22 protein-coding genes and 2 pseudogenes are annotated in these 20,726 nt (G+C 65.3%); 16 read left to right on the plus strand and 8 right to left on the minus strand.

Annotated features, from left to right (window positions below; all coding sequences use genetic code 11):
* Positions 1-93: 93 nt before the first annotated feature.
* The 7 genes from phnD to AU252_RS08670 are packed head-to-tail and all read left to right on the plus strand — an operon-like array spanning position 94 to position 5,807.
* Complete coding sequence (phnD, locus tag AU252_RS08645) at positions 94-846, plus strand: phosphate/phosphite/phosphonate ABC transporter substrate-binding protein (RefSeq protein WP_058930360.1); 753 nt, start codon at positions 94-96, stop codon at positions 844-846.
* Complete coding sequence (locus tag AU252_RS24775; RefSeq protein WP_276203741.1) at positions 846-980, plus strand: hypothetical protein; 135 nt, start codon at positions 846-848, stop codon at positions 978-980. The genes phnD and AU252_RS24775 overlap by 1 nt, the downstream gene beginning before the upstream one ends.
* Entirely contained in the window at positions 977-1,792 is an 816-nt protein-coding gene (gene phnC / locus AU252_RS08650) for a phosphonate ABC transporter ATP-binding protein (RefSeq protein ID WP_058930361.1), read from the plus strand. Before AU252_RS24775 ends, phnC begins: the two co-directional genes overlap by 4 nt.
* Positions 1,761-2,642, plus strand: a complete 882-nt coding sequence (phnE, locus tag AU252_RS08655) for a phosphonate ABC transporter, permease protein PhnE (protein ID WP_083510322.1) — start codon at positions 1,761-1,763, stop codon at positions 2,640-2,642. Before phnC ends, phnE begins: the two co-directional genes overlap by 32 nt.
* A gap of 9 nt (positions 2,643-2,651) precedes the next feature.
* A complete protein-coding gene (locus AU252_RS08660; RefSeq protein ID WP_058930362.1) occupies positions 2,652-3,446 on the plus strand; it encodes a tyrosine-protein phosphatase in 795 nt (264 codons plus the stop codon).
* Positions 3,439-4,074, plus strand: a complete 636-nt coding sequence (locus AU252_RS08665; protein ID WP_157768956.1) for a TetR/AcrR family transcriptional regulator — start codon at positions 3,439-3,441, stop codon at positions 4,072-4,074. The genes AU252_RS08660 and AU252_RS08665 overlap by 8 nt, the downstream gene beginning before the upstream one ends.
* Positions 4,075-4,127: 53 nt before the next feature.
* Entirely contained in the window at positions 4,128-5,807 is a 1,680-nt protein-coding gene (locus AU252_RS08670; RefSeq protein ID WP_240484354.1) for a sensor histidine kinase, read from the plus strand.
* A 99-nt stretch (positions 5,808-5,906) separates the two neighbouring features.
* On the opposite strand, the gene AU252_RS08675 is transcribed toward AU252_RS08670, so the two are convergent.
* From AU252_RS08675 to AU252_RS08685, 3 genes are all read right to left on the minus strand, one after another.
* Positions 5,907-7,136, minus strand: a complete 1,230-nt coding sequence (locus tag AU252_RS08675) for a beta-ketoacyl-[acyl-carrier-protein] synthase family protein (protein WP_058930364.1) — start codon at positions 7,134-7,136, stop codon at positions 5,907-5,909.
* 6 nt (positions 7,137-7,142) lie between these two features.
* Positions 7,143-8,756, minus strand: coding sequence for a peptide chain release factor 3 (locus tag AU252_RS08680; RefSeq protein WP_058930365.1), 1,614 nt, complete (start codon positions 8,754-8,756; stop codon positions 7,143-7,145).
* 617 nt (positions 8,757-9,373) lie between these two features.
* Complete coding sequence (locus AU252_RS08685) at positions 9,374-9,592, minus strand: hypothetical protein (protein WP_157768957.1); 219 nt, start codon at positions 9,590-9,592, stop codon at positions 9,374-9,376.
* A 160-nt stretch (positions 9,593-9,752) separates the two neighbouring features.
* On the opposite strand from AU252_RS08685, the gene AU252_RS08690 reads away from it, so the two are divergent.
* On the plus strand, positions 9,753-10,205 hold the full coding sequence (locus AU252_RS08690; RefSeq protein ID WP_157768958.1) for a hypothetical protein: 453 nt from the start codon (positions 9,753-9,755) through the stop codon (positions 10,203-10,205).
* 342 nt (positions 10,206-10,547) lie between these two features.
* On the opposite strand, the pseudogene AU252_RS23580 reads toward AU252_RS08690, so the two are convergent.
* Positions 10,548-10,687: pseudogene (locus tag AU252_RS23580) on the minus strand (IS3 family transposase); the annotation flags it as partial.
* A gap of 155 nt (positions 10,688-10,842) precedes the next feature.
* Positions 10,843-11,499 carry a hypothetical protein gene (locus tag AU252_RS08695; protein WP_058930368.1) on the minus strand — a complete coding sequence of 219 codons (657 nt, stop codon included), beginning with the start codon at positions 11,497-11,499 and terminating at the stop codon, positions 10,843-10,845.
* A gap of 336 nt (positions 11,500-11,835) precedes the next feature.
* On the opposite strand from AU252_RS08695, the gene AU252_RS08700 reads away from it, so the two are divergent.
* Complete coding sequence (locus AU252_RS08700; RefSeq protein WP_058930369.1) at positions 11,836-12,165, plus strand: ABC transporter ATP-binding protein; 330 nt, start codon at positions 11,836-11,838, stop codon at positions 12,163-12,165.
* Positions 12,166-12,624: 459 nt separating this feature from the next.
* On the opposite strand, the gene AU252_RS08705 is transcribed toward AU252_RS08700, so the two are convergent.
* The gene (locus AU252_RS08705) at positions 12,625-14,208 is read right to left on the minus strand and encodes an IS30 family transposase (protein ID WP_240484355.1); all 1,584 of its coding nucleotides are present in this window, start codon (positions 14,206-14,208) and stop codon (positions 12,625-12,627) included.
* Positions 14,209-14,452: 244 nt separating this feature from the next.
* On the opposite strand from AU252_RS08705, the pseudogene AU252_RS24985 reads away from it, so the two are divergent.
* Positions 14,453-14,833 (plus strand): annotated as a pseudogene (locus AU252_RS24985) (recombinase family protein).
* Between the two features lie 434 nt (positions 14,834-15,267).
* Here AU252_RS24985 and AU252_RS23835 read toward each other — a convergent pair.
* Positions 15,268-15,501 (minus strand): hypothetical protein, encoded by a 234-nt coding sequence (locus AU252_RS23835; protein WP_157768959.1) that lies wholly within the window; start codon positions 15,499-15,501, stop codon positions 15,268-15,270.
* A 395-nt stretch (positions 15,502-15,896) separates the two neighbouring features.
* Here AU252_RS23835 and disA point away from each other — a divergent pair, with 395 nt between their 5' ends.
* Positions 15,897-16,973 carry a DNA integrity scanning diadenylate cyclase DisA gene (disA, locus tag AU252_RS08720; protein WP_058930371.1) on the plus strand — a complete coding sequence of 359 codons (1,077 nt, stop codon included), beginning with the start codon at positions 15,897-15,899 and terminating at the stop codon, positions 16,971-16,973.
* A 32-nt stretch (positions 16,974-17,005) separates the two neighbouring features.
* Here the strand turns inward: disA and AU252_RS08725 are convergent, their stop codons facing one another.
* Positions 17,006-17,689: a hypothetical protein gene (locus tag AU252_RS08725; protein ID WP_058930372.1), complete on the minus strand. Its 684-nt coding sequence runs from the start codon at positions 17,687-17,689 to the stop codon at positions 17,006-17,008.
* Between the two features lie 152 nt (positions 17,690-17,841).
* Between AU252_RS08725 and AU252_RS08730 the strand changes: the two genes are divergently transcribed.
* From AU252_RS08730 to AU252_RS08750, 5 genes are all read left to right on the plus strand, one after another.
* Positions 17,842-18,831 carry an A/G-specific adenine glycosylase gene (locus AU252_RS08730; protein WP_058930373.1) on the plus strand — a complete coding sequence of 330 codons (990 nt, stop codon included), beginning with the start codon at positions 17,842-17,844 and terminating at the stop codon, positions 18,829-18,831.
* Between the two features lie 65 nt (positions 18,832-18,896).
* Positions 18,897-19,328, plus strand: a complete 432-nt coding sequence (locus AU252_RS08735; RefSeq protein WP_058930374.1) for a DUF3592 domain-containing protein — start codon at positions 18,897-18,899, stop codon at positions 19,326-19,328.
* A gap of 3 nt (positions 19,329-19,331) precedes the next feature.
* Positions 19,332-19,763: a DUF3592 domain-containing protein gene (locus AU252_RS08740; protein ID WP_058930375.1), complete on the plus strand. Its 432-nt coding sequence runs from the start codon at positions 19,332-19,334 to the stop codon at positions 19,761-19,763.
* 36 nt (positions 19,764-19,799) lie between these two features.
* A complete protein-coding gene (locus AU252_RS24495) occupies positions 19,800-20,297 on the plus strand; it encodes a hypothetical protein (RefSeq protein ID WP_058930376.1) in 498 nt (165 codons plus the stop codon).
* A gap of 133 nt (positions 20,298-20,430) precedes the next feature.
* Positions 20,431-20,724 carry a DUF3040 domain-containing protein gene (locus AU252_RS08750; RefSeq protein ID WP_058930377.1) on the plus strand — a complete coding sequence of 98 codons (294 nt, stop codon included), beginning with the start codon at positions 20,431-20,433 and terminating at the stop codon, positions 20,722-20,724.
* Positions 20,725-20,726 lie beyond the last annotated feature (2 nt).

The raw sequence follows: 20,726 nt of genomic DNA on the forward strand, positions 1-20,726 counted from the left end.
AGCGCCATTCAAGGTACGGCAGTCTCGTAATTCCGATTCAGATACCGGTGGTTTCGTAATTCCGTCACCCCAACACTGACGGAAGGCACCACAATGCACGCTCGTGCAGGAATCATCGCCGCATCATTGATCGGCCTGCTCGCCATCTCAGGCTGCGCCGGAGGAGCCAGCGCGTCGCCGGACTCCCCCTCAACCGAACTCGTCTTCGCCACCCCGCCCGGTACTGACGATCCTGAAGAGCAGGCCATCATGGGCGACCTCTCCGCCATGGTCGGCCAGGCCACCGGACGGACCGTGGAGAACCTCCAGCCCGCCGACTACTTGGGCGTGGTGGAGGCCGTACGCAACGGCTCCGTGGACGTCGCCGTCCTCAGCCAGTTCTCCGCTGCCCTCGCTTACAAGACGGACAGTGTGGACCCGCTCCTGGTCTGGGGCGCCAGCACCGAGCCAGCCAGCTTCTGCCTCACCAGGACTGACAGTGGCGTCAACACGCTGGACGACGTCAAGGGCCGCCAGGTCGCCTTTGTTGACCCCGGTTCAACGACCGGTTATTTCATGCCGAAATCGCTGCTGGCCAAGTCCGGCCTCGTCGATGGCACGGACTACAAGAGCACCTTCGCCGGCAACCACGACGCCGCGGTGATGGCCATGGTCAACGGCAGCGTGGACGTGGCCTGCACGGCCCGCCAGCTGTACCCAACCTTCGTGGAGAAGGCGTGTTCACCGAGCAGGACGTCAAAGTCATCGCAAAGTCCGATCCCATCCCGGTGGGAATCTCCATCGTGGTCCGCAAGGACCTGGACGAGGCCGCCCGCACCAGCCTCAAGGACAAGCTCCCCGCCTTGATGGCAGCCAACGAAAAGCTCGCCAAAACCTTCGGCCTCAAGGGAGAACCCACCAAGGACCCCGAATTCAGCACCTACGCTCCCCTGGTGGATGTGGCCCAGTCCGTCGGGGTGGACCTCGAGGACCTCCGATGAGCAGCCCCACGGTAGAAAGGCCGGAACTGTCACCGGCAGCACTCGACCCGTCGGCGACGCCCACCGTGCACGCGCGAAAGTTGCGCGTCCAGTACGGCGAGCAGGTGGCACTAAGCAGCGTCGACCTTGACGTCCACCAGGGCGAAGTCGTCGCGCTGCTGGGCCACTCGGGATCCGGCAAGTCGACCCTCATGAAGACCCTCACCGGCATCGCCCCGTTCACCGCGGACGCACTCACTGTTGCTGGCCGCGAAGTCGGCACACAAACGGGGACTGGCCTGCGGGAGCTGCGTTCCGACGTCGGGTACGTATTCCAGCATTTCAACCTGGTCCCCCGGCTCAGCGCCCTGACCAACGTCCTGACCGGAGGCCTGCACGCCGCCGGACCGCTGAACGTGCTCGGCACCTTCAGTAGCGCCCAGCGCACAAAGGCGCTTGACCTCCTGGACCGCGTCGGGCTGGCCCACAAGGCGAAACAGGCCTGCCGAAGCCTCAGCGGCGGCGAGCAGCAGCGTGTGGCCATCGCCCGGGCCCTCATGCAGGAGCCGCGGCTCATCCTCGCCGATGAACCCGTCGCGTCCCTGGACCCCCGGCTCGCTGGAAACATCCTTGGCCTTCTTCGCAACATTGCCCGCGAGGAGCACATTCCCGTCATCGTCAGCCTGCACGTCGTCGGCCTCGCCCGCCGCTATGCGGACCGCGTCATCGGCCTGCATTCCGGCGAACTCGTCTTCGCCGGCCCGGCCGCCCATCTCACCGAAAAGGAGGTGCACCAGATCTATGGCACCGACACTGAGCTCCTCGAAAACTGACACCGCAGAGCCGAAGGGGACCCCGGGAACCCGGGACAAACAGATCAACACCCACCTCCCGGAGGCGGAGCGCCTCCGTCTCTCCCGCCCCTTCAGCCTCCCGACTCCCCGGGGCGCCGCACTCTGGGCAATCATCGCCGTCGTCCTCGTCTGGGCAGGCATGGGCGCGGGCATCAACCCGGACAAGCTGCTCAGCGGCATCCCGAACATGGGCGACTTCCTGGCCCGGCTCTTCCCGCCCACGTTCGACAAATTCGGCGTCATCGCCAAGCTCCTCATCGAAACGCTGCAGATGGCACTGGTGGGGACGGTGCTCGGCGCCCTCGCGTCACTGCTGCTCAGCTTCGGCGCAGCCAGCAACGTCTCCCCGCGTTGGGTGTACACAGCCTGCCGCGGTATCCTCAACGTCCTGCGCTCCATTCCCGAACTGATCTTCGCGTTGATGTTCGTTTCCGCCGTGGGCCTGGGCCCATTCGCCGGCATCCTGGCGATAGTGCTGGGCTCCGTGGGGTCAATCGGCAAGGTCTACGCCGAGGCGATGGAGTCCGTGCAGCCCGGACCGGTCGAAGCGCTCACTGCGGTGGGTGCGAACAAGCGCCAGATCATCAGCTACGCGGTCCTCCCGCAGGCCGCCCCGCTGCTCGTGAGCTACACACTCCTGCTCTTCGAAGGCAACGTCCGGGGCGCCACCATCCTGGGACTTGTGGGCGCGGGCGGCATCGGCCTGGAACTCACCACCGCCATGCGCATGTACGACTACGGCCACCTCTGCGCCATCATCATCAGCATCATCGTGTTGGTCACTATCATCGACCGCATCAGCGCCTTCATCCGCGCCAAGCTCAGTTAGGAATCCCACATGCACGAATCATCTGTTGCCACTATGCCTGAGCCGGCCGTGGACCTTGCCCCAGTCAACCTCCGCGACCTGGGCGGCCTCACCGTCGACGGCGGCGTCACCCGCACCGGAGTGCTTCTGCGCAGCGACGACGTCTCCGTCATGCCTGCCGCTTTCGCACAGAAAATGGTCGACGACGGCGTCCGCAGCGTTATCGACCTCCGCTCACCGGAGGAGGCACTACTCACCGGGCGGGGCCCCCTGACCGTACCCGGGGTGAACTACCACCACCTTGCCCTGACGGCCTCTGTGTCCATGCCCGAAGACATCAGCCGCGAGCTTTTGTCGGCCTCGGCCACTCCGGAACTCGTGGGCTCCTGGTACGCGAACCTCCTCGAAACCCAGGCCCGGCAGCTCGCGCTCGGAGTCACGCTGGTCGCGATGAGCGAGGGCGCCACGGTCTTTCACTGCGCGGCCGGGAAGGATCGCACAGGCGTGTTCGCCGCCGTCGTACTTTCTCTGTTGGGCGCCTCCCCGGAAACTGTCTCCGCGGATTACGCGGTGACCGCAACCCGCCTTCCGCAACTGTTTCCGAGGCTCCGGGCGATCATGGGCGGCCTGATGCCCGAGGTTCCCGTCACGATGCAGACCGCGGAGCTGGGTGCGATGATGGGCGCGCACGCTGCGTCAATGGATGCGATGCAGCAGGTCCTGGCCGAACGCCACGGCAGCGTGATCGAACCTCTTCGTCGCGCTGGGCTCAGTGACGCAACCATTGCCCAGCTCCGGAACAGGCTGGTGGTTGCCGGTGGTTGAGACGGCAACGGTTGAAGACACGGCCTCCGGCCGGGCACCCGGCCGGCCGCGCGATACAACGCTGGAGGCCGCTGTCCTTGCCGCCACCGTGGACCTGCTCCTGGAAGGCGACACCCGGGACGTGACCATCGCCGCCATCACGGAGCGGTCCGGGGTCAGCCGGGCCGCTGTCTACCGCCGCTGGGCCAGCCGCGAAGAATTGCTGGCTGCCGCCCTGGACAGCGTCCGCTCAGGTGTTGAACTGACGCGCCGCGGCAGCAGCCTGGAGACCATCCTGTCCGCCTACGAACAGGCAGCGGTTGCGGTGGACGGCAGAGTAGGGAAGCTGGTAAAGAAGCGGGTGGCGCTGGGCCTGGAGAACGAGTCGCTCCGGGCGCTGTCCTGGGAAAGGCACGTGTCCCGGCGGCGGGCACCCATCGCCGCCGAGATCCGCCGGGGCATCGAGGCGGGCGAACTGGATCCGTCCGTGGACGTGGAGGCGATGATCGACCTGATCAACGGGCTGTACTACTACCAGTTTGTGGTCCGCGCCGACTCCGACGACGAGGAAACGAGGTCCCGCGTGCACGCCGCCGTGAAACTCGTGTGGGAGGGGGCGCTTCGCCGCCCCGTGGCTGGGGTAGGCTGACGGCACGACCTTCAGGCAGCCGGAGGTTTTCACCGCTGCGCTGGGGGCCCAGAGTGACAAACCGAACACCGACCCGCGACACCACACAGGACGAGGGACCGGCGGGCAGTCTGTTCGCCGGGAGAATCGATGCGTTCGCGGGTGGCCTCGGCGTCCGCGGCCGGGTGGTCATGAGCCAACTGCCCCTCACGGTGACGGTGCTGCTTGTTGTCTTGGCCGCCGCCGTTTTCAGCCCGTCCACACTGGCTGAGCTTCAGTTCCGGATGGCGTTGCTGTCCCATGCCGCTGTCTTCGCCGCCTGCCTGGCCGTGCCGTGGGAGAAGCTGCCGCAGGGGGCCTTCGTCATCATTCCGGTCCTTGACTGTATTGCCATCGGCTTCACGAGGGAAACCGGCGGCCCTGCCTTCAACGTGCTGAGCCTGATGTTGGTGTTCCCGGTCATCTGGCTGTCCGTAGGCCGCCAGCGCAGCAGGGTGGTCCTGGCCGTGCTGGCAACAGTACTCGCCACAGTGGTCCCGCCCGCAGTGCTGGGCGGTGCACCTCCTGCGCAGGGGTCGATGATCCGCGTGATTTTCCTGCCCCTCGTGCTGTCCGCGGTCGCCGTCACAGCGCACCTCGTGTCCGGAACCATCCACCGGCAGCGGACCGCGCTGGTCCTGAAGGACCAGGCACTTGCGGAAACGCTCGCCGACAGCATGGACCGCCAACGGCTCCTGGACGCCGTGCTGGCCGCCGTCGGAGTGGGCGTCTGGGTGGTTGACCAGGACGGAAACGACATCCTGACCAACCGGGCCCTCCGCACCGACCCGGCCCTGGCCGGGCTCGCCGACCCGGAGGGCGGTCCCGCCCTGCTGTTGGGCGACAGGAGCACGCCTGTACCGGCGGAAATGCTCCCGGCTGCCCGCTTGGCGCGTGGAGAGAGGTTCACTGACGAGCTGATGTGGGCCGGACGCGGGAGAGACCAGCGGGCCTACTCGGTGAGCGCCCATCCCATGAAACCGAAAAACGGCGGGCACACCGGGGGCGTCATTACCTTCGTGGACGTGACGGCGCTGATAACTGCCCTGGCGGCCAAGGACAACTTCGTCGGCACCGTCTCCCACGAGCTGCGCACGCCGCTCACGTCCATCCTGGGCTACCTGGAGCTCGTGATGGATGAGCCGGGCCTGGAAGGTATTGAAGCTGAACTGCAAGTGGTCCATCGCAACGCCGCGCATCTCCTGGGCCTCGTCAACGACCTGATAGCCGTCGCCTCCGAGCGGGTGGACCTGAGCCTGGAAGAGGCCGATCTCGCCCGCTTGCTGACCGACGTCGTGGATTCCGCGCTTCCCAAGGCGGCCACCAGGGGCCTGGAGCTGGTGATCGAAGCCGGGGAGCATCCGCTCCCCGCCAGGATGGACACCGCGCGGATCCGCCAGGTAGTCAACAACCTCCTGTCCAACGCGATCAAATACTCCCCCGACGGCGGCCGCATCACGGCCCGGGTGCATCGGACCGGAGCGGACCTCGTCTGCTCCATCACGGACCCGGGGATCGGCATGAGCCAGGAGGACCAGGAGCAGGCGTTCACCAAGTTCTTCCGCTCCGCGCGGTCCCGCGACACGGCCATCCCCGGAGCCGGTCTGGGCCTGCCCATCAGCAAGACCATCATCGAAGGGCACGGCGGTTCGATGAGCCTCTCCAGCGCACCGGGCGCAGGCACCACCGCCACGTTCGTCCTGCCGGCGTCGTGACCCGCTTCTTCGGCTAGTTCCCGGCCGCCTGTTCATTGGCTGGCGTGAGATACCGCAGTTTGTGGACCTTAAGGACCGACGTCGTTTCCACAGGCCGGTTCAGTCTTTAGTGATCACCAGGGCAACGCTGTGTCCGCCGAAGCCAAAAGCGTTCACCAGGCCGGCGGGGGCGGAGCCGGGCGCCAGCGTGTGGGCATTCTCAGTGACGATGTTCAGGTTCACTTCGGGGTCCAGCGCCTCGACGTTCGCGGTTCCGGGGAGCTGACCTGTCTGCAGGGCCTGGACCACCACAACCGCCGCGAGCGCACCGGCACCGCCCAGCAGGTGGCCGGTGTGGCCTTTGGTGGAGGTCACGGGCACGTCGGCACCGAAAATGGCGTTGATGGCCTGGGCTTCCAGCCGGTCCCCTACCGGGGTGGAGGTGGCGTGCGCATGGACGAAGCCGATCTCCGAAGCCTGCATTCCGGCCGACTCCAGGGCCTTCTGCATGACCCGCCGCTGCATGGCAGGGTCCGCGGCCACGATGTCGTTGGCGTCGGAGGTTACCGCCCCGCCGGCCACTGCGCCGAGGATGGCGGCGCCGCGCGCCAGGGCGTGGGCTTCACTCTCAAGCACCACAATGCCGGCGCCTTCCGCGAGGACAAAGCCGTCGCGGCCGCCGTCGAACGGGCGCGAGGCGAGCTGGGGTTCGCCGTTGCGCGTGGAGAGTGCCCGAATCTGGGAGAAACCGGTGATCACCAGGTCGTTGACGGAAGCGTCCACGCCGCCGGCAATCACGACGTCGGCCGCGCCGGAGCGGATCATTTCGGCGCCCTGGACAATTGCTTCCGCGCCGGACGCGCAGGCGCTGACCGGGGTCCGGGCTCCGCCGCGGGCGCCGAGGTCAATGGAGACCCAGGCCGCGGGGCCGTTGACCATAAGCCGGGTGAGGGTGTGCGGCGAGACCCGGCGCGGGCCGCCGCTGGTGAGCGCACGGTCCTGTTCGAGGGTGGAGCCGAGGCCGCCGTAGGCGGAGCCGATCACCACGGCGAACCGTTCGGGGTCGACGTCGGGCGCCCCGGCCTGCTGCCAGGCTTCCCGGGCAGCCACCAGCGCCAGTTGCCCGCACCGGTCCATCCGCTTCAGCTCGCGCGTGGTGAGGTGCTCCGAGAGATCCGCGGTGACCTGTCCGGCGATGCGCACGGGCAGTTGCTGCGCCCAGTCCTCGTCCAGTGCGGCGATGCCGGACTGTCCCGCCAGCAGGCCGGTCCAGGTTTCCGGCACACTGGAGCCGAGCGGGTTGATGGTGCCGGCGCCGGTGATCAGCGCGCGGGGTTGGTCTGCAGGCATTGGTCGCTACTTTGCGGGGTTGTGGGTGCCGATGGGCACGAGGGTCAGATCGGGGTGGTTCTTCTCGATCCGGCGCAGGGCCCAGACGTCGTTGAACAAGGCGAGGTATTCGCCGTCGGACCTCAACAGCACCTCGGCGCCGGGGACGTTGGCCAGGGCGGGCATGGCGTCCGCCGTCGAAATCCTGGCGATGGAGTACGGCAGGCGTTCCAGCCGCATGGGGGCGCTGAAGTCGTGCGCCATGCGGTCCTCCACCACCTCGAACTGCATGGGGCCGACGGCGGCAAGCACCGGCGCCTGGTCGCCGCGGACGTCGGAGCGGAGCACCTGGATGACGCCCTCGTGCTCGAGCTGCTCGATGCCGCGGCGGAACTGCTTGAACTTGCTGGGGTCCTTGGACCGGGCCACCTGGAAGTGTTCCGGGGCGAACAGCGGGATGGCCGGGTATTCCACGGCCCCTTCGAGGAAGAGGCTGTCGCCCACGCGCAGTGTGGAGGCGTTCACCAGGCCCACGACGTCGCCGGGGTAGGCCTCGTCGATGACCTCGCGTTCGCGGCCGAACACCTGCTGGGCGTACTTGGTGGCGAAGGACTTTCCGGTGCGGGTCTGGGTGACCACCATGCCGCGTTCAAAGACTCCGGAGCAGACGCGGATGAAGGCGACATGGTCGCGGTGGGCCTTGTTCATGCCGGCCTGGACCTTGAAGACAAAGCCGGAGAAGGATGATTCAACCGGGCGCGGGCTGCCCTCAACGTCGGGCCGGGGTGCGGCGTGCGGCGCGAAGTCCACCAGGGCGTCGAGCAGTTCCTTCACGCCGAAGTTCAGGGCGGCGGAGCTGAACAGGATGGGGGTGGCGGTGCCTGCGTGAAAGGCGTCGACGTCGAATTCGAGGTTGGACTCGATGACCAGGCCGGCCTCGTCCACGGCGTCGGTCCAGTTGTTGCCCTGCGTCTCCGCGGCCTCTTCGGGCGTGAAGTACTCGGTCAGCGCGATGTTGGCGCCGGAATTGTTGCGCTGGAAGCGGGCGAAGCGGTCCTGGCGGAGGTCCCAGACACCGCGGAAGTCACCGGAGATGCCCACGGCCCAGGTCAGCGGCATGGGCTGGAGGCCGGTGCGCTCGGTGAGCTCGTCCATCAGCGCCAGCGCGTCCAGGCCGGGCCGGTCCCACTTGTTGATCACGGTGATGATGGGCAGGTTGCGCTGTTTGCAGACCTCAAACAGCTTCATGGTCTGCGTTTCCAGGCCCTTGGCGGCGTCCACGAGCATCACTGCGCAGTCGACGGCAGCCAGGACCCGGTAGGTGTCCTCGGAGAAGTCCGCGTGGCCGGGGGTGTCCAGCAGGTTGATGACGGTGTCCCGGTAGGAGAACTGCAGGGCGGCGGAGCTGATGGAGATGCCGCGGTCCTTTTCCATCTGCATCCAGTCCGAGACCGTTTCCTTGCGGTTGGCCTTGCCGCTGGAGGCGCCGGCGGTTCCGATCACCTTCGCATGCAGGGCCAGGGCCTCGGTGAGGGTGGACTTGCCGGCGTCAGGGTGCGAAATGACAGCAAAGGTCCGACGCCGGGCCGCCTGTTTGTGAATCTCGTTGACCCGGGCGGGGCTAAGGACATCTTGGGACACGGTGCTACTTTCGCTGCGGTGGGGTTACCCCAAGGCGCTCGGCAGGCCTCAAGGGGAAGCATGGCTCTGTGACAGCCAAGTTCCAAGTTTATCGCAGTGCGGGCTGGCTCCGAAGGTGGCAGCTTGTCGCCCCCGAAACCAGCAGTTCAAGACTGCGAAACCCGTCCGGCTAGCTTGGGCGCATGATCCGGGAGCCGGGACCTTGAGTGGCTCCTGCGCCGTCGGGCACGCTGACCCGTAGGTGAGCCGCTGGACGGCAGCCGCTGTGTCCAAGCGGCCGGGCGTGTATGGCGATTTGCCGTCCCGTTGAAGGAACGCTGAACGGACAGTTTTATGGGCGGAGCGAATGCGACCGTTGCCGGTCGGCAGTTGCCTTCCGTCTTTTCCGGCACTGTCGGCATTGCGACACAGTGCCCGTCCAACCCGGTGGGCCCAGCTCGCCGTGTTCCTCCAGCCTCGGCAGCCAGAGGTCCATCGTCGCGGCCAGGTACTTCCCGGAGGGCCGGCCCGCGAGGTTCCAGATGCGGATCAGGGCCGTGAGCGTGTCATACCCGTACGGCCGCGGCCGCGGCTTGCGCGCCCCCGCCTTGGCCGGGCCCTTGCCTTCCTGGCCGCCGTCAAGGCCCGCCGCGCGTTGGCCGCGACCAGCCCGTCGTCGCGACCAGATGGTCCAGCATCACACCCTTGGCCTTCTTGGACGCCTTGGCGTACTCCGCGGCGTGCTTCTTCGTGATCTCCCGGCGCGCACCCATCGACGATGACTGACCCATCCGCCGAGCCCACCGCAGCGCCCGGACGGTGGCCGGCATTTCGCGAGCATTTATCAGATGAGGCACGCACCCCATTTTCGCGAGCACTTTAGATGAGTCTTGTCGCGACGTGTTGGGCCGGAGTATAACTGGGAGCCTGAGCAGTAGTCCAGCTGGGGCGCATTGTCGCATGGCGCCCCTAGGCAGGTTTGGATCACAAACTAGGAGGATTACCATGGTTCGCCGCATGCTTGTCGTACTTCTGGCCGCAGCCCTGATGTGGGTCGGAGCACCGGCCTTCGCCGCCGGACCCATAACGGAGACCATCAACGAGAAGGGTCTCGTCGAGACCTTCGTTGACGTGGTGCCCAGCTGCGAAGGGGGCGGGCCGCTTTACACGATCACTGCCACCAGCAACTTCGTGCTCCACGAAACGATCTTCGCTGACGGCCGGGTTCACTCCACGTTCACCCAGACAGGGACCTTCGTCGCCGTGCCGCTCACGGCGGGCCTTCCGAGCTACACAGGCAAGTTCACGGTCTGGGGCGGCTTCAACGACAACGGCAAGGTCGTCGAAGGCACATTCACCTTCAACGTGCGCGGGACAGGATCTGACGGGTCGACATTCAAGAACCATGTCAACGAACACTTCAACGTCCGACCGAACGGCACGGTCAACGAATTCTTCAACTGCCACTGAGAGCCCGACGCGACCGATGCCCCGCCGGCCCCACATCGGACCGGGCGGGTGGAGCATCGCGACTGGCTCCCAAGATCGACTCGCTCCGCATGACGCTGTCCGGAGGGTGACGCACTTCCACGGGCGGGCGGGTCGAGGTAGACCTTCTGTCGGGAGCGTGCGCTCGTCATGTTTTTGGAGACAGGCCGAATTAAGGGGCACGGTACTGTGCTTGGAAGGGGCTGCCCCGTCTTGTTGTACTCCTGGTCGCCGGGACCAACTTGAGAGACTTCTTGATCAGTTTGATAGGCGTGCTGATGCGAAGTAGAGGCGGTGGTTGGGCCCCCGTTAGCAGTCCAGCGGCTATGCGATGGCTGACTGGTTTTCCTGCGTCCACGTATCCCAGTAGCGGATCGGCGTCATGCCGTCCAGGGATCCGTGGGCCGTTCAAGATTGTAGATAGCTTTCCATTCCTCGGCCAAGTATTTGGCTTCGGCCATGGTTGTGACTGTTAACCGGGAATGGCGGTTAAATCACAGTTTGAATGGCGGTTTGCCGTCCCGTTGAAGGAACGTCTACCGACACGTTCATCGGACTATACGGGGTCGACGCGTGCGGCAGAAGCTGCCGTTCGAGGACAACTAGTGTGGAGACCCGGTCACCGTCGCTCGACCGTCAGGCGATGGGCCTCTGCAGGCTGGGCGGGGGACTTCCAGATCAGCCATCCCCACCACAGTTGAACCGCTCCGAACAGCGCCCCGGAGAGCACTCCGGCGACGGGAATGAAAGGTCCGCCCAGAGCCAGGTACGCCGGGCCGCTGACGGCCAGCAGCACTCCGGCCGCGCGAGGAAATACTGCCGCACGCGCGGCGGCCACTCCAATGACCGCCAGGCCGAGCACCCACCCGAGCGCTAGCAGCCCGGCCCCAATAGCCAGCCACGATGTGAACATCGGCCCGTTGAGCTCCAACAACTGTGGGTCTCTGTCCGCCAGCACAGGAAAAACCAACGCTTCGAAGAAGCCAATGGCGGAACCGCCTATTGCGCCGGCGAAGGAGAACACTAATCCCACATGCCCTAACCGGCGTAGCTGGCCGTTGTGAACGGCGACGAGGCCGGCAGCACCGATGAACGCCAATGCAAACACAAAGATGCTCGCGACATGGATGGGCTGCCACACCTCAGTGTCCCGTACAACCTCATCAACGGGACGGTCAAAGATGCTTGGGTGCAAAGGTAAGAGAGCAGCGGTGACTGCACCACTCACCGCAAGGGAGATGGCGGAAACGCGGACAGACACCTGCACTACGGCCACTCCCACAGTCTACTGCGCTACCCCTTCGCGGCAATGCCGCCTGACCGCGCCGCGCATAGAGCGGGCGCACTGAGGCGGGCGAATGTGTTGTCCGGCGCCGCGGGAGGCACACGTAGCTCTCGTCCAGCCTGCAGAGTGCCCCGGTGAAGGATCCTTGAGCGGGACGCTCGTCGGGCACGTTTGTTGGTTTGCCGACACGTGGCGATTATGACGTGGGGCCACCGGTGCTGCACTTGAACGCGGGCCTGGAGCGTTACCTTTGGGGGACGGGGGAATCCGAAAAAAGCTTAAGTTCAATACGGATGCGGGAGTTCAGGGAACAGGGAGCGACTTGGTATGAAGAAGCGGACTAGTAACGCAACCTGGGGCGTTCTTTTCTCCATGTTCGGCTCGTTTCAGGTCCCCAATATCCTCATGCTCGTAGCCATTCTCGTGCTAGTCATCATCAGGCCCAATGCCGATGATCCCGCTACTTTTTGGGCCATCGCAATCGTGGCACTGCTCATTGTCATAGCCGGTGTCATAGTGATTTCCAGGGGAGGGACGCGGTTGAAACGACTGCGCGAGTCGGCGCAGGAGGACCGGCGCCGTATCGAAACCCAGCTGCCTCTGGAACGCGATGACCCGAATCCGCCCGAAACCCACCCGGAAAGAGGCTTGGAGTAGCAGTCTGCCGGCTCCGCTCCCGCCGTGGTGCTACCTAAATCTCGATGATGCCCGGGTGGCCATTCAAATTGGCAAGGAACAAACTCGATGCAGGATTCTTCAGCCCCCTGGCAAAGGGCGTCCCCACCGAACGTCAGTATCTCCGTGCAATGGCCGAGGACCATGACGAATCCTTCCACCCGCCGAGCTGAACCGCATCCAGATCCAGTTCACGAACCGGAGTTACGCACCTTAGGCAACAGCCGGTGGGCCCGATTTTCCCGGTAAGGCTCGTCCCGTAAGCCGGTCCCCCACCGGCACAAGCCCGCTCACAATTTTTTGAATCTCGATCGCCGAGTTTCCGCGGCCGCTCGATTCCCGTATGACCCGCCCGAGAAAATGCCCGGTGACGGGGGGGCGGATTCCATTGGTCGACGCAACAGTTGAATGAAATGGGTGCGTTTTCCCGGTGTTTTGAGGCTACCCCCAAATGGCGGTTGGCGCGTTGCGTTCGGCCTTGAAGCGTGCGGCCGGGGTGTCGTAGGCCATGGTCTTTCTGGGCCGTGTGTTCAGTTCCCGCATCACGTGAGATACGTGTTTGGCGCTGTGAACGGCGAGGTTGGTTCCTTTGGGGAAGTATTGGCGGACGAGTCCGTTGAAGTTCTCGTTCGCGCCGCGCTGCCAGGGGCTGGATCGCTCGGCAAAATATACCGGGACCCCGGTTTCCTTGGTGAGTTCCTCGTGCCTGGCCATTTCGATCCCTTGGTCCCACGTCAGTGTTCGCTTCAAAGCAGGCGGCAGCTTGGCGAATGCGCCGATGATGGCGTCGTTGACGCTTGCAGCTGTGTGGTCGCGGGGCAGATTGACGATGATTCCATACTGGGTTTTCCGTTCCCTCAGGGTCACCATCGCCGAGACGGAACCGACCCCGATCACGAGATCCCCTTCCCAATGGCCGGCTTCCAATCGTGTTTCGACTTCTGCTGGCCGTTGGTCGATCATGGTCATGTTGGGGATCCGTGAGCCCTGCCCTGTGCGGGTGCGCCAGCGGGTCTTTCGGATTCTTCGACCGGTGCGCAGTTTGGTGGCGTAGCGCTTGTGCAGTCCTCGGCTCTCGCGCAGCAGCAAGGCCCGGTAGATCGTCTCGGGGCAGAGCCGCAGGCTCTGGTCGTCGGGGTAGGTTTTCTTCATCCATCCGCTGATTTCATCCGGAGACCAGCATCGGTTGAGCTTACGTTGCACGAGCCCGCGCAGGCGGGGGTTCGTGGCGAGTTTATGGGTCTTGGGCCGTGCCCGTTGCGCCCGGGCGTCGTGATCGGCCGTGCGGGGCAGATAGCGGCCTTCAACGTCTCGATGGCGGTCCAACTCTCGTTTGATGGTGGAGGCGTGTCGGCCCAATTCACGGGCCACTGCCCGCATTGAATGTCCCAGTCCCAGGAGGTCGGCGATCTGTAGCCGTTCCCGGGACTGGAGGTAGCGGCCCGTCGCTGCTGGCACAGGTGTGAGGGAGGGGATCTGGTAGTTGTTGGCGCGCCGGAGTGCCGTGCCTGTTCGTCTGTGCATACCGAGGAGTCTGCATGCTTCGGCGTTGCTTTTGCCCTCGCGCATCAGCTGCCAGTACTTCGAGTCCCGTTCCGTGCGGCGTCGTTGCGCTTCGGAAACTGTTGAGGCCGCTACCTGATCTGCGTAGCGGCTCGAGGACAAGATGGCTGCGTGCTGGGCAGCTATCGCCGCATTCCGTTCCTTTGCCAGCCGGGAGAGGCGTTCGCGTTCGAAACTGTGGCAGCGCTGATCAGTCAGCCGCAGAAGCGCTTGGCAACGCTTCGGGGTGACCTTCTGGCTCCGGAGCATCTCGAACCGCTCGGGAAGCCATCGATACGCCGTGGAACGGCCAACCCCGGCCAGTAGAGCCGACTGGGACGGGCTTTGGCCGCGGTCGAAGGCCTCCCAAAATATGGCTTCGTCCTCAATGTTTGCTTGTAGATGGTGGCGACCCGTAGTTTCGGCTACTGCTGCTTCCCACGCTGGGAACTTGGCGGTGGTGAATCCAAGTAACGCCGTCACCTCCGCGGGACTTGATCCATCCTGGCGTAACTGCAAATATCTCTCACGCAACCAGCGGTAACCGACCTCCTTATGGATGCCGGACGCCCGGGCGGAAGAATTGAGACTATTTCCTTGCTTGATCGAGGCAAGAAAGCGGACCCCTGCCGGAGACGAAGAACGAGGAAGCATATCGAACCACCTTGAAGAAGGTGTTGCTTCGATCGATAGAATCCCGCGGGGGATAAACGGTACCTTCTCAATCATGACCGGACTCCTCATCGGATACGCCCGCGTATCCACCAACGACCAAGCGCTCACCGCCCAGAAAAACGCCCTGGCCGCTCTGGGGGTAACGCCGGAGCAGACCTTCACCGGCCAGAGTCTTACCGGCGCCAACCGGGCACGGCCGGGACTCAGGGAAGCGCTGGCCGAGTGCAGGGCGCGGACCCGCAAGGGCGTGCAGGTCGCAAAAGCAAAAGGTCGCCTCCGGGGGAAATAGCCCAAGCTTTCCAAGAAGCAGGAGGACCGCCTGGTCTGCGTTCACCGGGCAGGGACTCACACTGCCGTGGAACTTGCCGAACTCTTCGCGGTGGCGCGCTCAACGCTCTACCGCGCCACCAAACGCACCGGCGAGACCACATAACCCTCAGCGTGAATCCGTACCGAACCTCCTCATACCCTTATCTAAGAGAATGCCTGCTCAGCGCGTAGTCAGTGGCCGCTAAGGGTTCCCAAACGGGACGGAGACGACGCATCAGATGGGGGACGCCGTCACCAACCGCCGCGCGTCGGCGTTTGTCCTTTTCGGGCATCGTCGGGCATTGCCGTTTCGGCCCCCAGGCCTAGGAGTCGGATTTTTCCGGACCGTGCCAAATCTGCCGCTGACGGCGCGCGTGCCTCCCAGGCTGGCGTTCATCATACTGGTTCTATGCAGGCGACGACGGTGTTGGTCGAGGGCGAGAGTGACCGGATGGCGGTCGAGACACTGGCCCTTCGCCTTGGCCATGATCTGACAGCCGAGCGAGTGACGGTCGTGCCGATGGGAGGCGCGACCAGTATCGTCCACTTCCTCGACCGTTACGGCCCGGACGGCGCAGGCCACCGGTTGCTCGGCTTGTGTGATGCAGGGGAGTCTCGTGGCATCGCTCGAGCGCTCGCCGGGCGGGCGTCGGGTCCGGTTCGCTGGCCGAGCTTGGGTTCCACGTCTGTCACGCCGACCTGGAGGACGAACTCATCCGCTGCCTTGGGGTCGATGGCGTGCTCGACGTCATCGCGGCTCAGGGCGAGCTCGCGTCGTTCCGGATCCTCCAACGCCAGCCCTCACAGCGAGAGCGGCCGATAACGGCGCAGTTGCGCCGGTTCTTCGGGGGACGCAGCGGCAACAAGGTCCGATACGCAGGTCTACTCATCGACGCATTGCCCGCTGGGCAGGCACCCCCGCCGCTCTCCCGCCTCGTTTCATCATTCTGATGTGACGACCACCCAAACAGGCCACAAATGCCTCCCGGGCGGCCGCCGTCGAACGCGTTCCCGAGGCACTTCGCGGCACCCCCTAACGAGGCACTTTGGGGCTTGTCCGTGCGGTTATTGCCGCTTCTTACCTCTATCATGGAGCTTGCGGGAAACTGAGTACTTTTGATCCTGCCGGCGGAGTGTAAAACCGGCATACCTGCGGGCGGCAGTCTGCACCTTTGAAGGGAACACCTATGGCTCGGAGCCCCGAAGAATCGCTCAAGGCGACTCTGGGCAGAGTGGCTCCAGGCACGCCGCTGCGCGATGGGCTGGAACGCATCCTCCGGGGGCGGACCGGTGCGCTGATCGTGCTGGGCTCGGACCGGACCATCGATTCCATCTGTTCCGGCGGTTTCGACATCGGCATCGATTTCTCCCCCACAAGGCTCCGCGAACTGGCCAAGATGGACGGCGCCATCATCTGCGACAAGGACGCCGGCAACATTCTGCGCGCCGCGGTCCAGTTGGTCCCGGACTCAAGCATCGAAACCCAGGAATCCGGCACGCGGCACCGCACGGCGGAGCGTGTGGCCATCCAGACCGGCGTTCCCGTGATTTCCGTCAGCCAGTCCATGCAGATCATCGCGTTGTACGTGAACGGGCTCCGGCACGTGCTGGAGGGATCCGAGAAGGTCCTCGCTCGTGCCAACCAGGCCCTCGCCACGCTGGAACGGTACCGTTCGCGGCTGGACCAGGTGACCAGTTCCCTGTCCGCCCTGGAGATCGAGGCCATGGTGACCGTCCGTGACGTCGCGGTCACCCTGCAGCGCCAGGAAATGGTCCGCCGGATCTCCGAGGAAATCTCGCAGTATGTCCTGGAGCTTGGCGAGGACGGCCGGCTGCTGTCCCTCCAGCTCGATGAGCTCACGGTGGGCCGCGGCCCGGGCAGCGACGTCATCATCCGCGACTACGCCGGACCGGACGCGTCCCCCGAGGACATCGAACGGGCCGTCAGTGCGCTGGTGAACCTCGGCCCCACAGAGCTGATCGACCTGGGCAAGATCTCCGGGATCGTCGGTTTTGCCGGCGGCGAGGCCAACCTCGACGCCGTGGTTCAGCCGCGCGGCTACCGGCTGCTGTCCGGCCTCAAGGCAGTCCCCAAGGCTGTTGCCGACCGCCTGGTGGACCACTTCGGCGGCCTGCAGTTCCTGATGGCGGCCACCATCGACGACCTCATGACAGTTGACGGCATCGGCGACCAGCGCGCCCGCACCGTCCGCGAAGGCCTGAGCCGCATGGCCGAAGCCAGCCTGCTGGACCGCTTCCTCTAATCCCCACCGGAGTGGGACCAGGATAGGGCGGATCAGCTGAGCTGGAACACTGCCTTGGGGCTGGCCCTCGAGCCGAGCTTGGCCGTGAAAATGTAGTACGCCCCGCCGGCCCCTGGCCTGGCCTCAATGGGGCTGCAGCCTTCCAGCGTGCGGTTCCGGGCCCACGGGAAGTTCGCCGTTTCGCTGGCGCCCGGGGCAATCGTCTTCACCAGGTCTTCGCTTTTGGCCTGGCAGTCCTTGGACGAGAAGATCCTGTCCGCGCCGCTGGTCACCAGGAACTCCATCTGGGACGTTCCGATGTTCACCTCGCACGGCATGGTTCCGCCGTTGGTCACCTTCAGGGTGAGCAGCGGGTTCTCCTCGGGGCCGTAGGCGGCTTTGTCGGTCGAAGCGGACACCGTCACCAGGTTTTGGTTGCAGGATGGCGTGGGTGTGGCAGTGGGTTCGCTGCCTGCAGTTGCCGACGGCGAGGGGGCGGGGACGGCGGCGGATTCGCTGGCGCCGTCGGTGGAGGATGCCTGCTCGGTGCCGCTGAAGGCGCCTGCCACGGCAAAGCCACCGAACGTGAGCGCCACGGCCATCAGCAGGGCCGTTCCCACAAAAAGCCGGCGGCGGCGGTAGACGGCTGCACTCGGCTGCCGGGTAGCGCCGGAACCGCCCCGGGAACCGGATGCGGATGCCGTTTTGCGTGGTGATGAATTGCCTTGCCTGCCCATCCTTCTAGGCTAGAGAACACGCCGGATTCTGCCGTCCCACCACGCCGGTCCCCGGCCAACGCCAAGGTCACAGTTTGTCCGTGGCATCTTCGCGTGGGCTGCCGGGAATCCACTACAGTGTTGGGATCGACGCTACAACCCTTTCCCCAGCCATGCCCGCGGACGGCGCCCCAGTTACGGCCCAGTCCGGCACGGATGAACTCCGCCCCGACCAGCTGGCCGCGCTGCACCGCAGGATCACCGGCTGGTTCGCTGAGACGGCGAGGGACTTGCCCTGGCGCGAACGCCACTGCTCACCGTGGGGAGTCCTGGTCAGCGAGATCATGCTGCAGCAGACCCCAGTGGTGCGTGTGCTGCCTGTCTGGCGGGAATGGCTCGAGCGCTGGCCCACCCCCGCTGCCCTCGCCGGCGTGCCTGCAGGGGAAGCCGTCCGCTCCTGGGGCAGGCTCGGCTACCCCAGCCGGGCACTCCGCCTGCACGCAGCCGCCGCTGCCATCGTCAGCGACCACGGCGGCAGGGTCCCCGGCAACTACACGGAGCTGCTGGCCCTGCCCGGGGTGGGCAGCTACACGGCCGCGGCCGTTGCCGCCTTTGCCTTCGGACGCCGGGAGACTGTAGTGGACACGAACATCCGGCGTGTGCACGCGCGCCTGGTATCCGGCGTCGCGCTCCCCTCACCATCGCTGAACGCTGCGGAGATGCGGCTCGCGGCGGAACTGCTGCCGGACGACGTCGGGACCTCCGTGCACTGGAATGCTGCGGTGATGGAACTGGGGGCGCTGGTCTGCACGGCGCGTGCGCCCAAGTGCGCGGATTGCCCGGTGCGGGACTCCTGTGCGTGGCTGGCAGCCGGCGAGCCGCCGCCGTCGTACGTTCCCAAAGGTCAGGCGTGGCACGGAACTGACCGGCAGGTCCGGGGTGCCGTGATGGCTGTGCTCCGGCTTGCGGACGCACCCGTGCCGGCGGAAATGTTCCAGCGGGAGCCTGCTGACCTGGGCTTCGCGGCGGACGGAATCGGCGTGCCGCTGTCCGCACTGCACCGCCTGAACTCCGCGCCGGAACAGCTCGAACGTGCCATTGCCGGCCTCCTTGGCGACGGGCTGGCCGAGCTGCACCAGGGCGGTTACCGACTGCCTGCCTGAGCCGCCTTTAGGGTGGCCCGCGCCCGGATGGCATACTTTCTGGTGACTCAAACCGGGGGAAATTCATGAGAATCGTGTTGTACGTCATCTGGGCGCTGTTTGTTGCGGGCGTCATTTTTGCGCTGGTCCGTTCACTGCGGAAAACCAAGCGGCAGGAAAAACTGATCGCCGGCTGGCCGAAGGTGCAGGCGACCGTCACCGGCAACGTGGCGGGCTGGACACATGGCGGAGGCGGCTCAACGCGGAGCCGGCGCTTCTACCCCACGTACCAGTTCGCGGACCCCAACGGGACCCTGTATGCCGGCGAATCCGAGGTTTCGTACGCCAACCAGCAGGTGCCGGGATCGCTCCTGGAAGTGGCCTATAACCCGGCGAATCCCAACCAGTCGTTCCAGGTGGCGTCCGAATCGAAAATGGTGATCGGGTGCCTCATGCCGGTCTTCGTATTCTTCGCCCTGCTGCTGTTCTGGGCCGCCGGCGCCTTCCCGCTGGGCTGAACCGTGGACTCCCTGAAACTGCTGTTCATCGTCCTGCCCGGGCTTTTCCTTGCCGCGGGCCTGATCCTGATGGGGCTGTCCCTGGCCGCGTCCTTCCGACGGAAACGTGCCATGGCGGGGTGGCAGGAGGCTTCGGCCACCGTCACGGGAAACCTGCACGGCACGGACGGACCCGGAAGCAACGGCCGGAACCGCTTTGCGCCGTCTTACGAATTCGCGGACGCGGGGGGAAAACGCTGGCTGGGGCAGGCCGATATCTACAGCCAGGACCAGGCGATCATCGGCACCCACATACCCGTGGTCTACAACCCGGCCAATCCCGCCGAATCCACGCTGCCGGTCTTCGCTGTTGCCAAAGGCCGGCTGGCCACAGGTCTCGTTATGGTGATCTTTGGGGCCACGGCCATAACAATGTTTGCATCACTTTCCTGGTAGCAATGCGGGCTTCCGGCTCCGGATTTACGCTGAAGTATGGGCAAGCCCGGGGTACTTCTGGCACTGATGACGACGGCGGTTCTCACCTCCGGCTGCTACTACTACTACTACCCCGTCCCGCCGCCGTGCCCTGCCATCGCCCAGGCCACTGCCGTCTCGGTGACAGTGGCGCGGGAGTACGTGGCGCAGGTGGGGTCGTTGCGCCTGAAGGCCTGCCAGGACGGTGTCTGTAAGGAAGCCGCCGTCGAGCTTTTTCCCGGCACTGCCTCGATCGACCAAGGCTGCGCACCGGACGGGGTCTGCTCTGCCACGGCTTCCCCGGACGGGACCATGATCGGGATGCTGATGCTTGAGTCCCTCACGGAGGCCCCGATGGCGCTGACCGCCACGGGTACTTCGGCTGGCGGATCCGCCCTCCCTGTGCGCACCTTGGATTTCCGGCCCCGCGGCGCGTATCCCTACGGTGAGCATTGCGGGAGGTTCGTCACGGCTTCGGTGATTCTCGACGCCGAGGGACTGCGACAAGCCGTTTGACCGCCCTAGCTGGCGACAAATAAGCCCCGCCAAACCCCGCCCTTGACTTCCACTCAGGACACTCCTACGGTCTGTATTACCAGCATCGGCAACGTTGGATTTAGCACAGGTTCCCCGCCGGAAAGGGGTAAGGATGCCACTTTCAGATAGGGAGCGGAAACAGCTCGAGGAGCTGGAATTGGGCCTGGCGGCAGACGATCCGAGGCTCGCCGAGGAACTCTCGACCGGCTCCGTGGGCCTCAGGTTTGGGCGCCATATCTACCTCGGTGCCATCGCATGCCTGATCGGGCTGGTGTTGCTTATTGTCGGGGTCAGCACGCAGATCATCGCGGTCGGCGTCGGCGGTTTCCTGCTGATGGGAGCCGGCACTTACCTGCTCGTGGACAAGCGGTCCTTTAGTCTGGGCCGCAGCCGCCAGGTAAAATAGGC

This window comes from Pseudarthrobacter sulfonivorans, assembly GCF_001484605.1.
Taxonomy (GTDB): Bacteria; Actinomycetota; Actinomycetes; order Actinomycetales; family Micrococcaceae; genus Arthrobacter; species Arthrobacter sulfonivorans_A.

Coding starts and splice junctions, on each gene's coding strand:
- AU252_RS08735 (WP_058930374.1), top strand. CDS start 18,897: ATGAGAATCGTGTTGTACGTCATCTGGGCGCTGTTTGTTGCGGGCGTC.
- AU252_RS24495 (WP_058930376.1), top strand. CDS start 19,800: ATGGGCAAGCCCGGGGTACTTCTGGCACTGATGACGACGGCGGTTCTC.
- AU252_RS08660 (WP_058930362.1), top strand. CDS start 2,652: ATGCACGAATCATCTGTTGCCACTATGCCTGAGCCGGCCGTGGACCTT.
- AU252_RS08690 (WP_157768958.1), top strand. CDS start 9,753: ATGCTTGTCGTACTTCTGGCCGCAGCCCTGATGTGGGTCGGAGCACCG.
- phnE (WP_083510322.1), top strand. CDS start 1,761: ATGGCACCGACACTGAGCTCCTCGAAAACTGACACCGCAGAGCCGAAG.
- AU252_RS08675 (WP_058930364.1), bottom strand. CDS start 7,136: ATGCCTGCAGACCAACCCCGCGCGCTGATCACCGGCGCCGGCACCATC.
- AU252_RS08750 (WP_058930377.1), top strand. CDS start 20,431: ATGCCACTTTCAGATAGGGAGCGGAAACAGCTCGAGGAGCTGGAATTG.
- AU252_RS08725 (WP_058930372.1), bottom strand. CDS start 17,689: ATGGGCAGGCAAGGCAATTCATCACCACGCAAAACGGCATCCGCATCC.
- phnC (WP_058930361.1), top strand. CDS start 977: ATGAGCAGCCCCACGGTAGAAAGGCCGGAACTGTCACCGGCAGCACTC.
- AU252_RS24775 (WP_276203741.1), top strand. CDS start 846: ATGGCAGCCAACGAAAAGCTCGCCAAAACCTTCGGCCTCAAGGGAGAA.
- phnD (WP_058930360.1), top strand. CDS start 94: ATGCACGCTCGTGCAGGAATCATCGCCGCATCATTGATCGGCCTGCTC.
- disA (WP_058930371.1), top strand. CDS start 15,897: ATGGCTCGGAGCCCCGAAGAATCGCTCAAGGCGACTCTGGGCAGAGTG.
- AU252_RS08730 (WP_058930373.1), top strand. CDS start 17,842: ATGCCCGCGGACGGCGCCCCAGTTACGGCCCAGTCCGGCACGGATGAA.
- AU252_RS08700 (WP_058930369.1), top strand. CDS start 11,836: ATGAAGAAGCGGACTAGTAACGCAACCTGGGGCGTTCTTTTCTCCATG.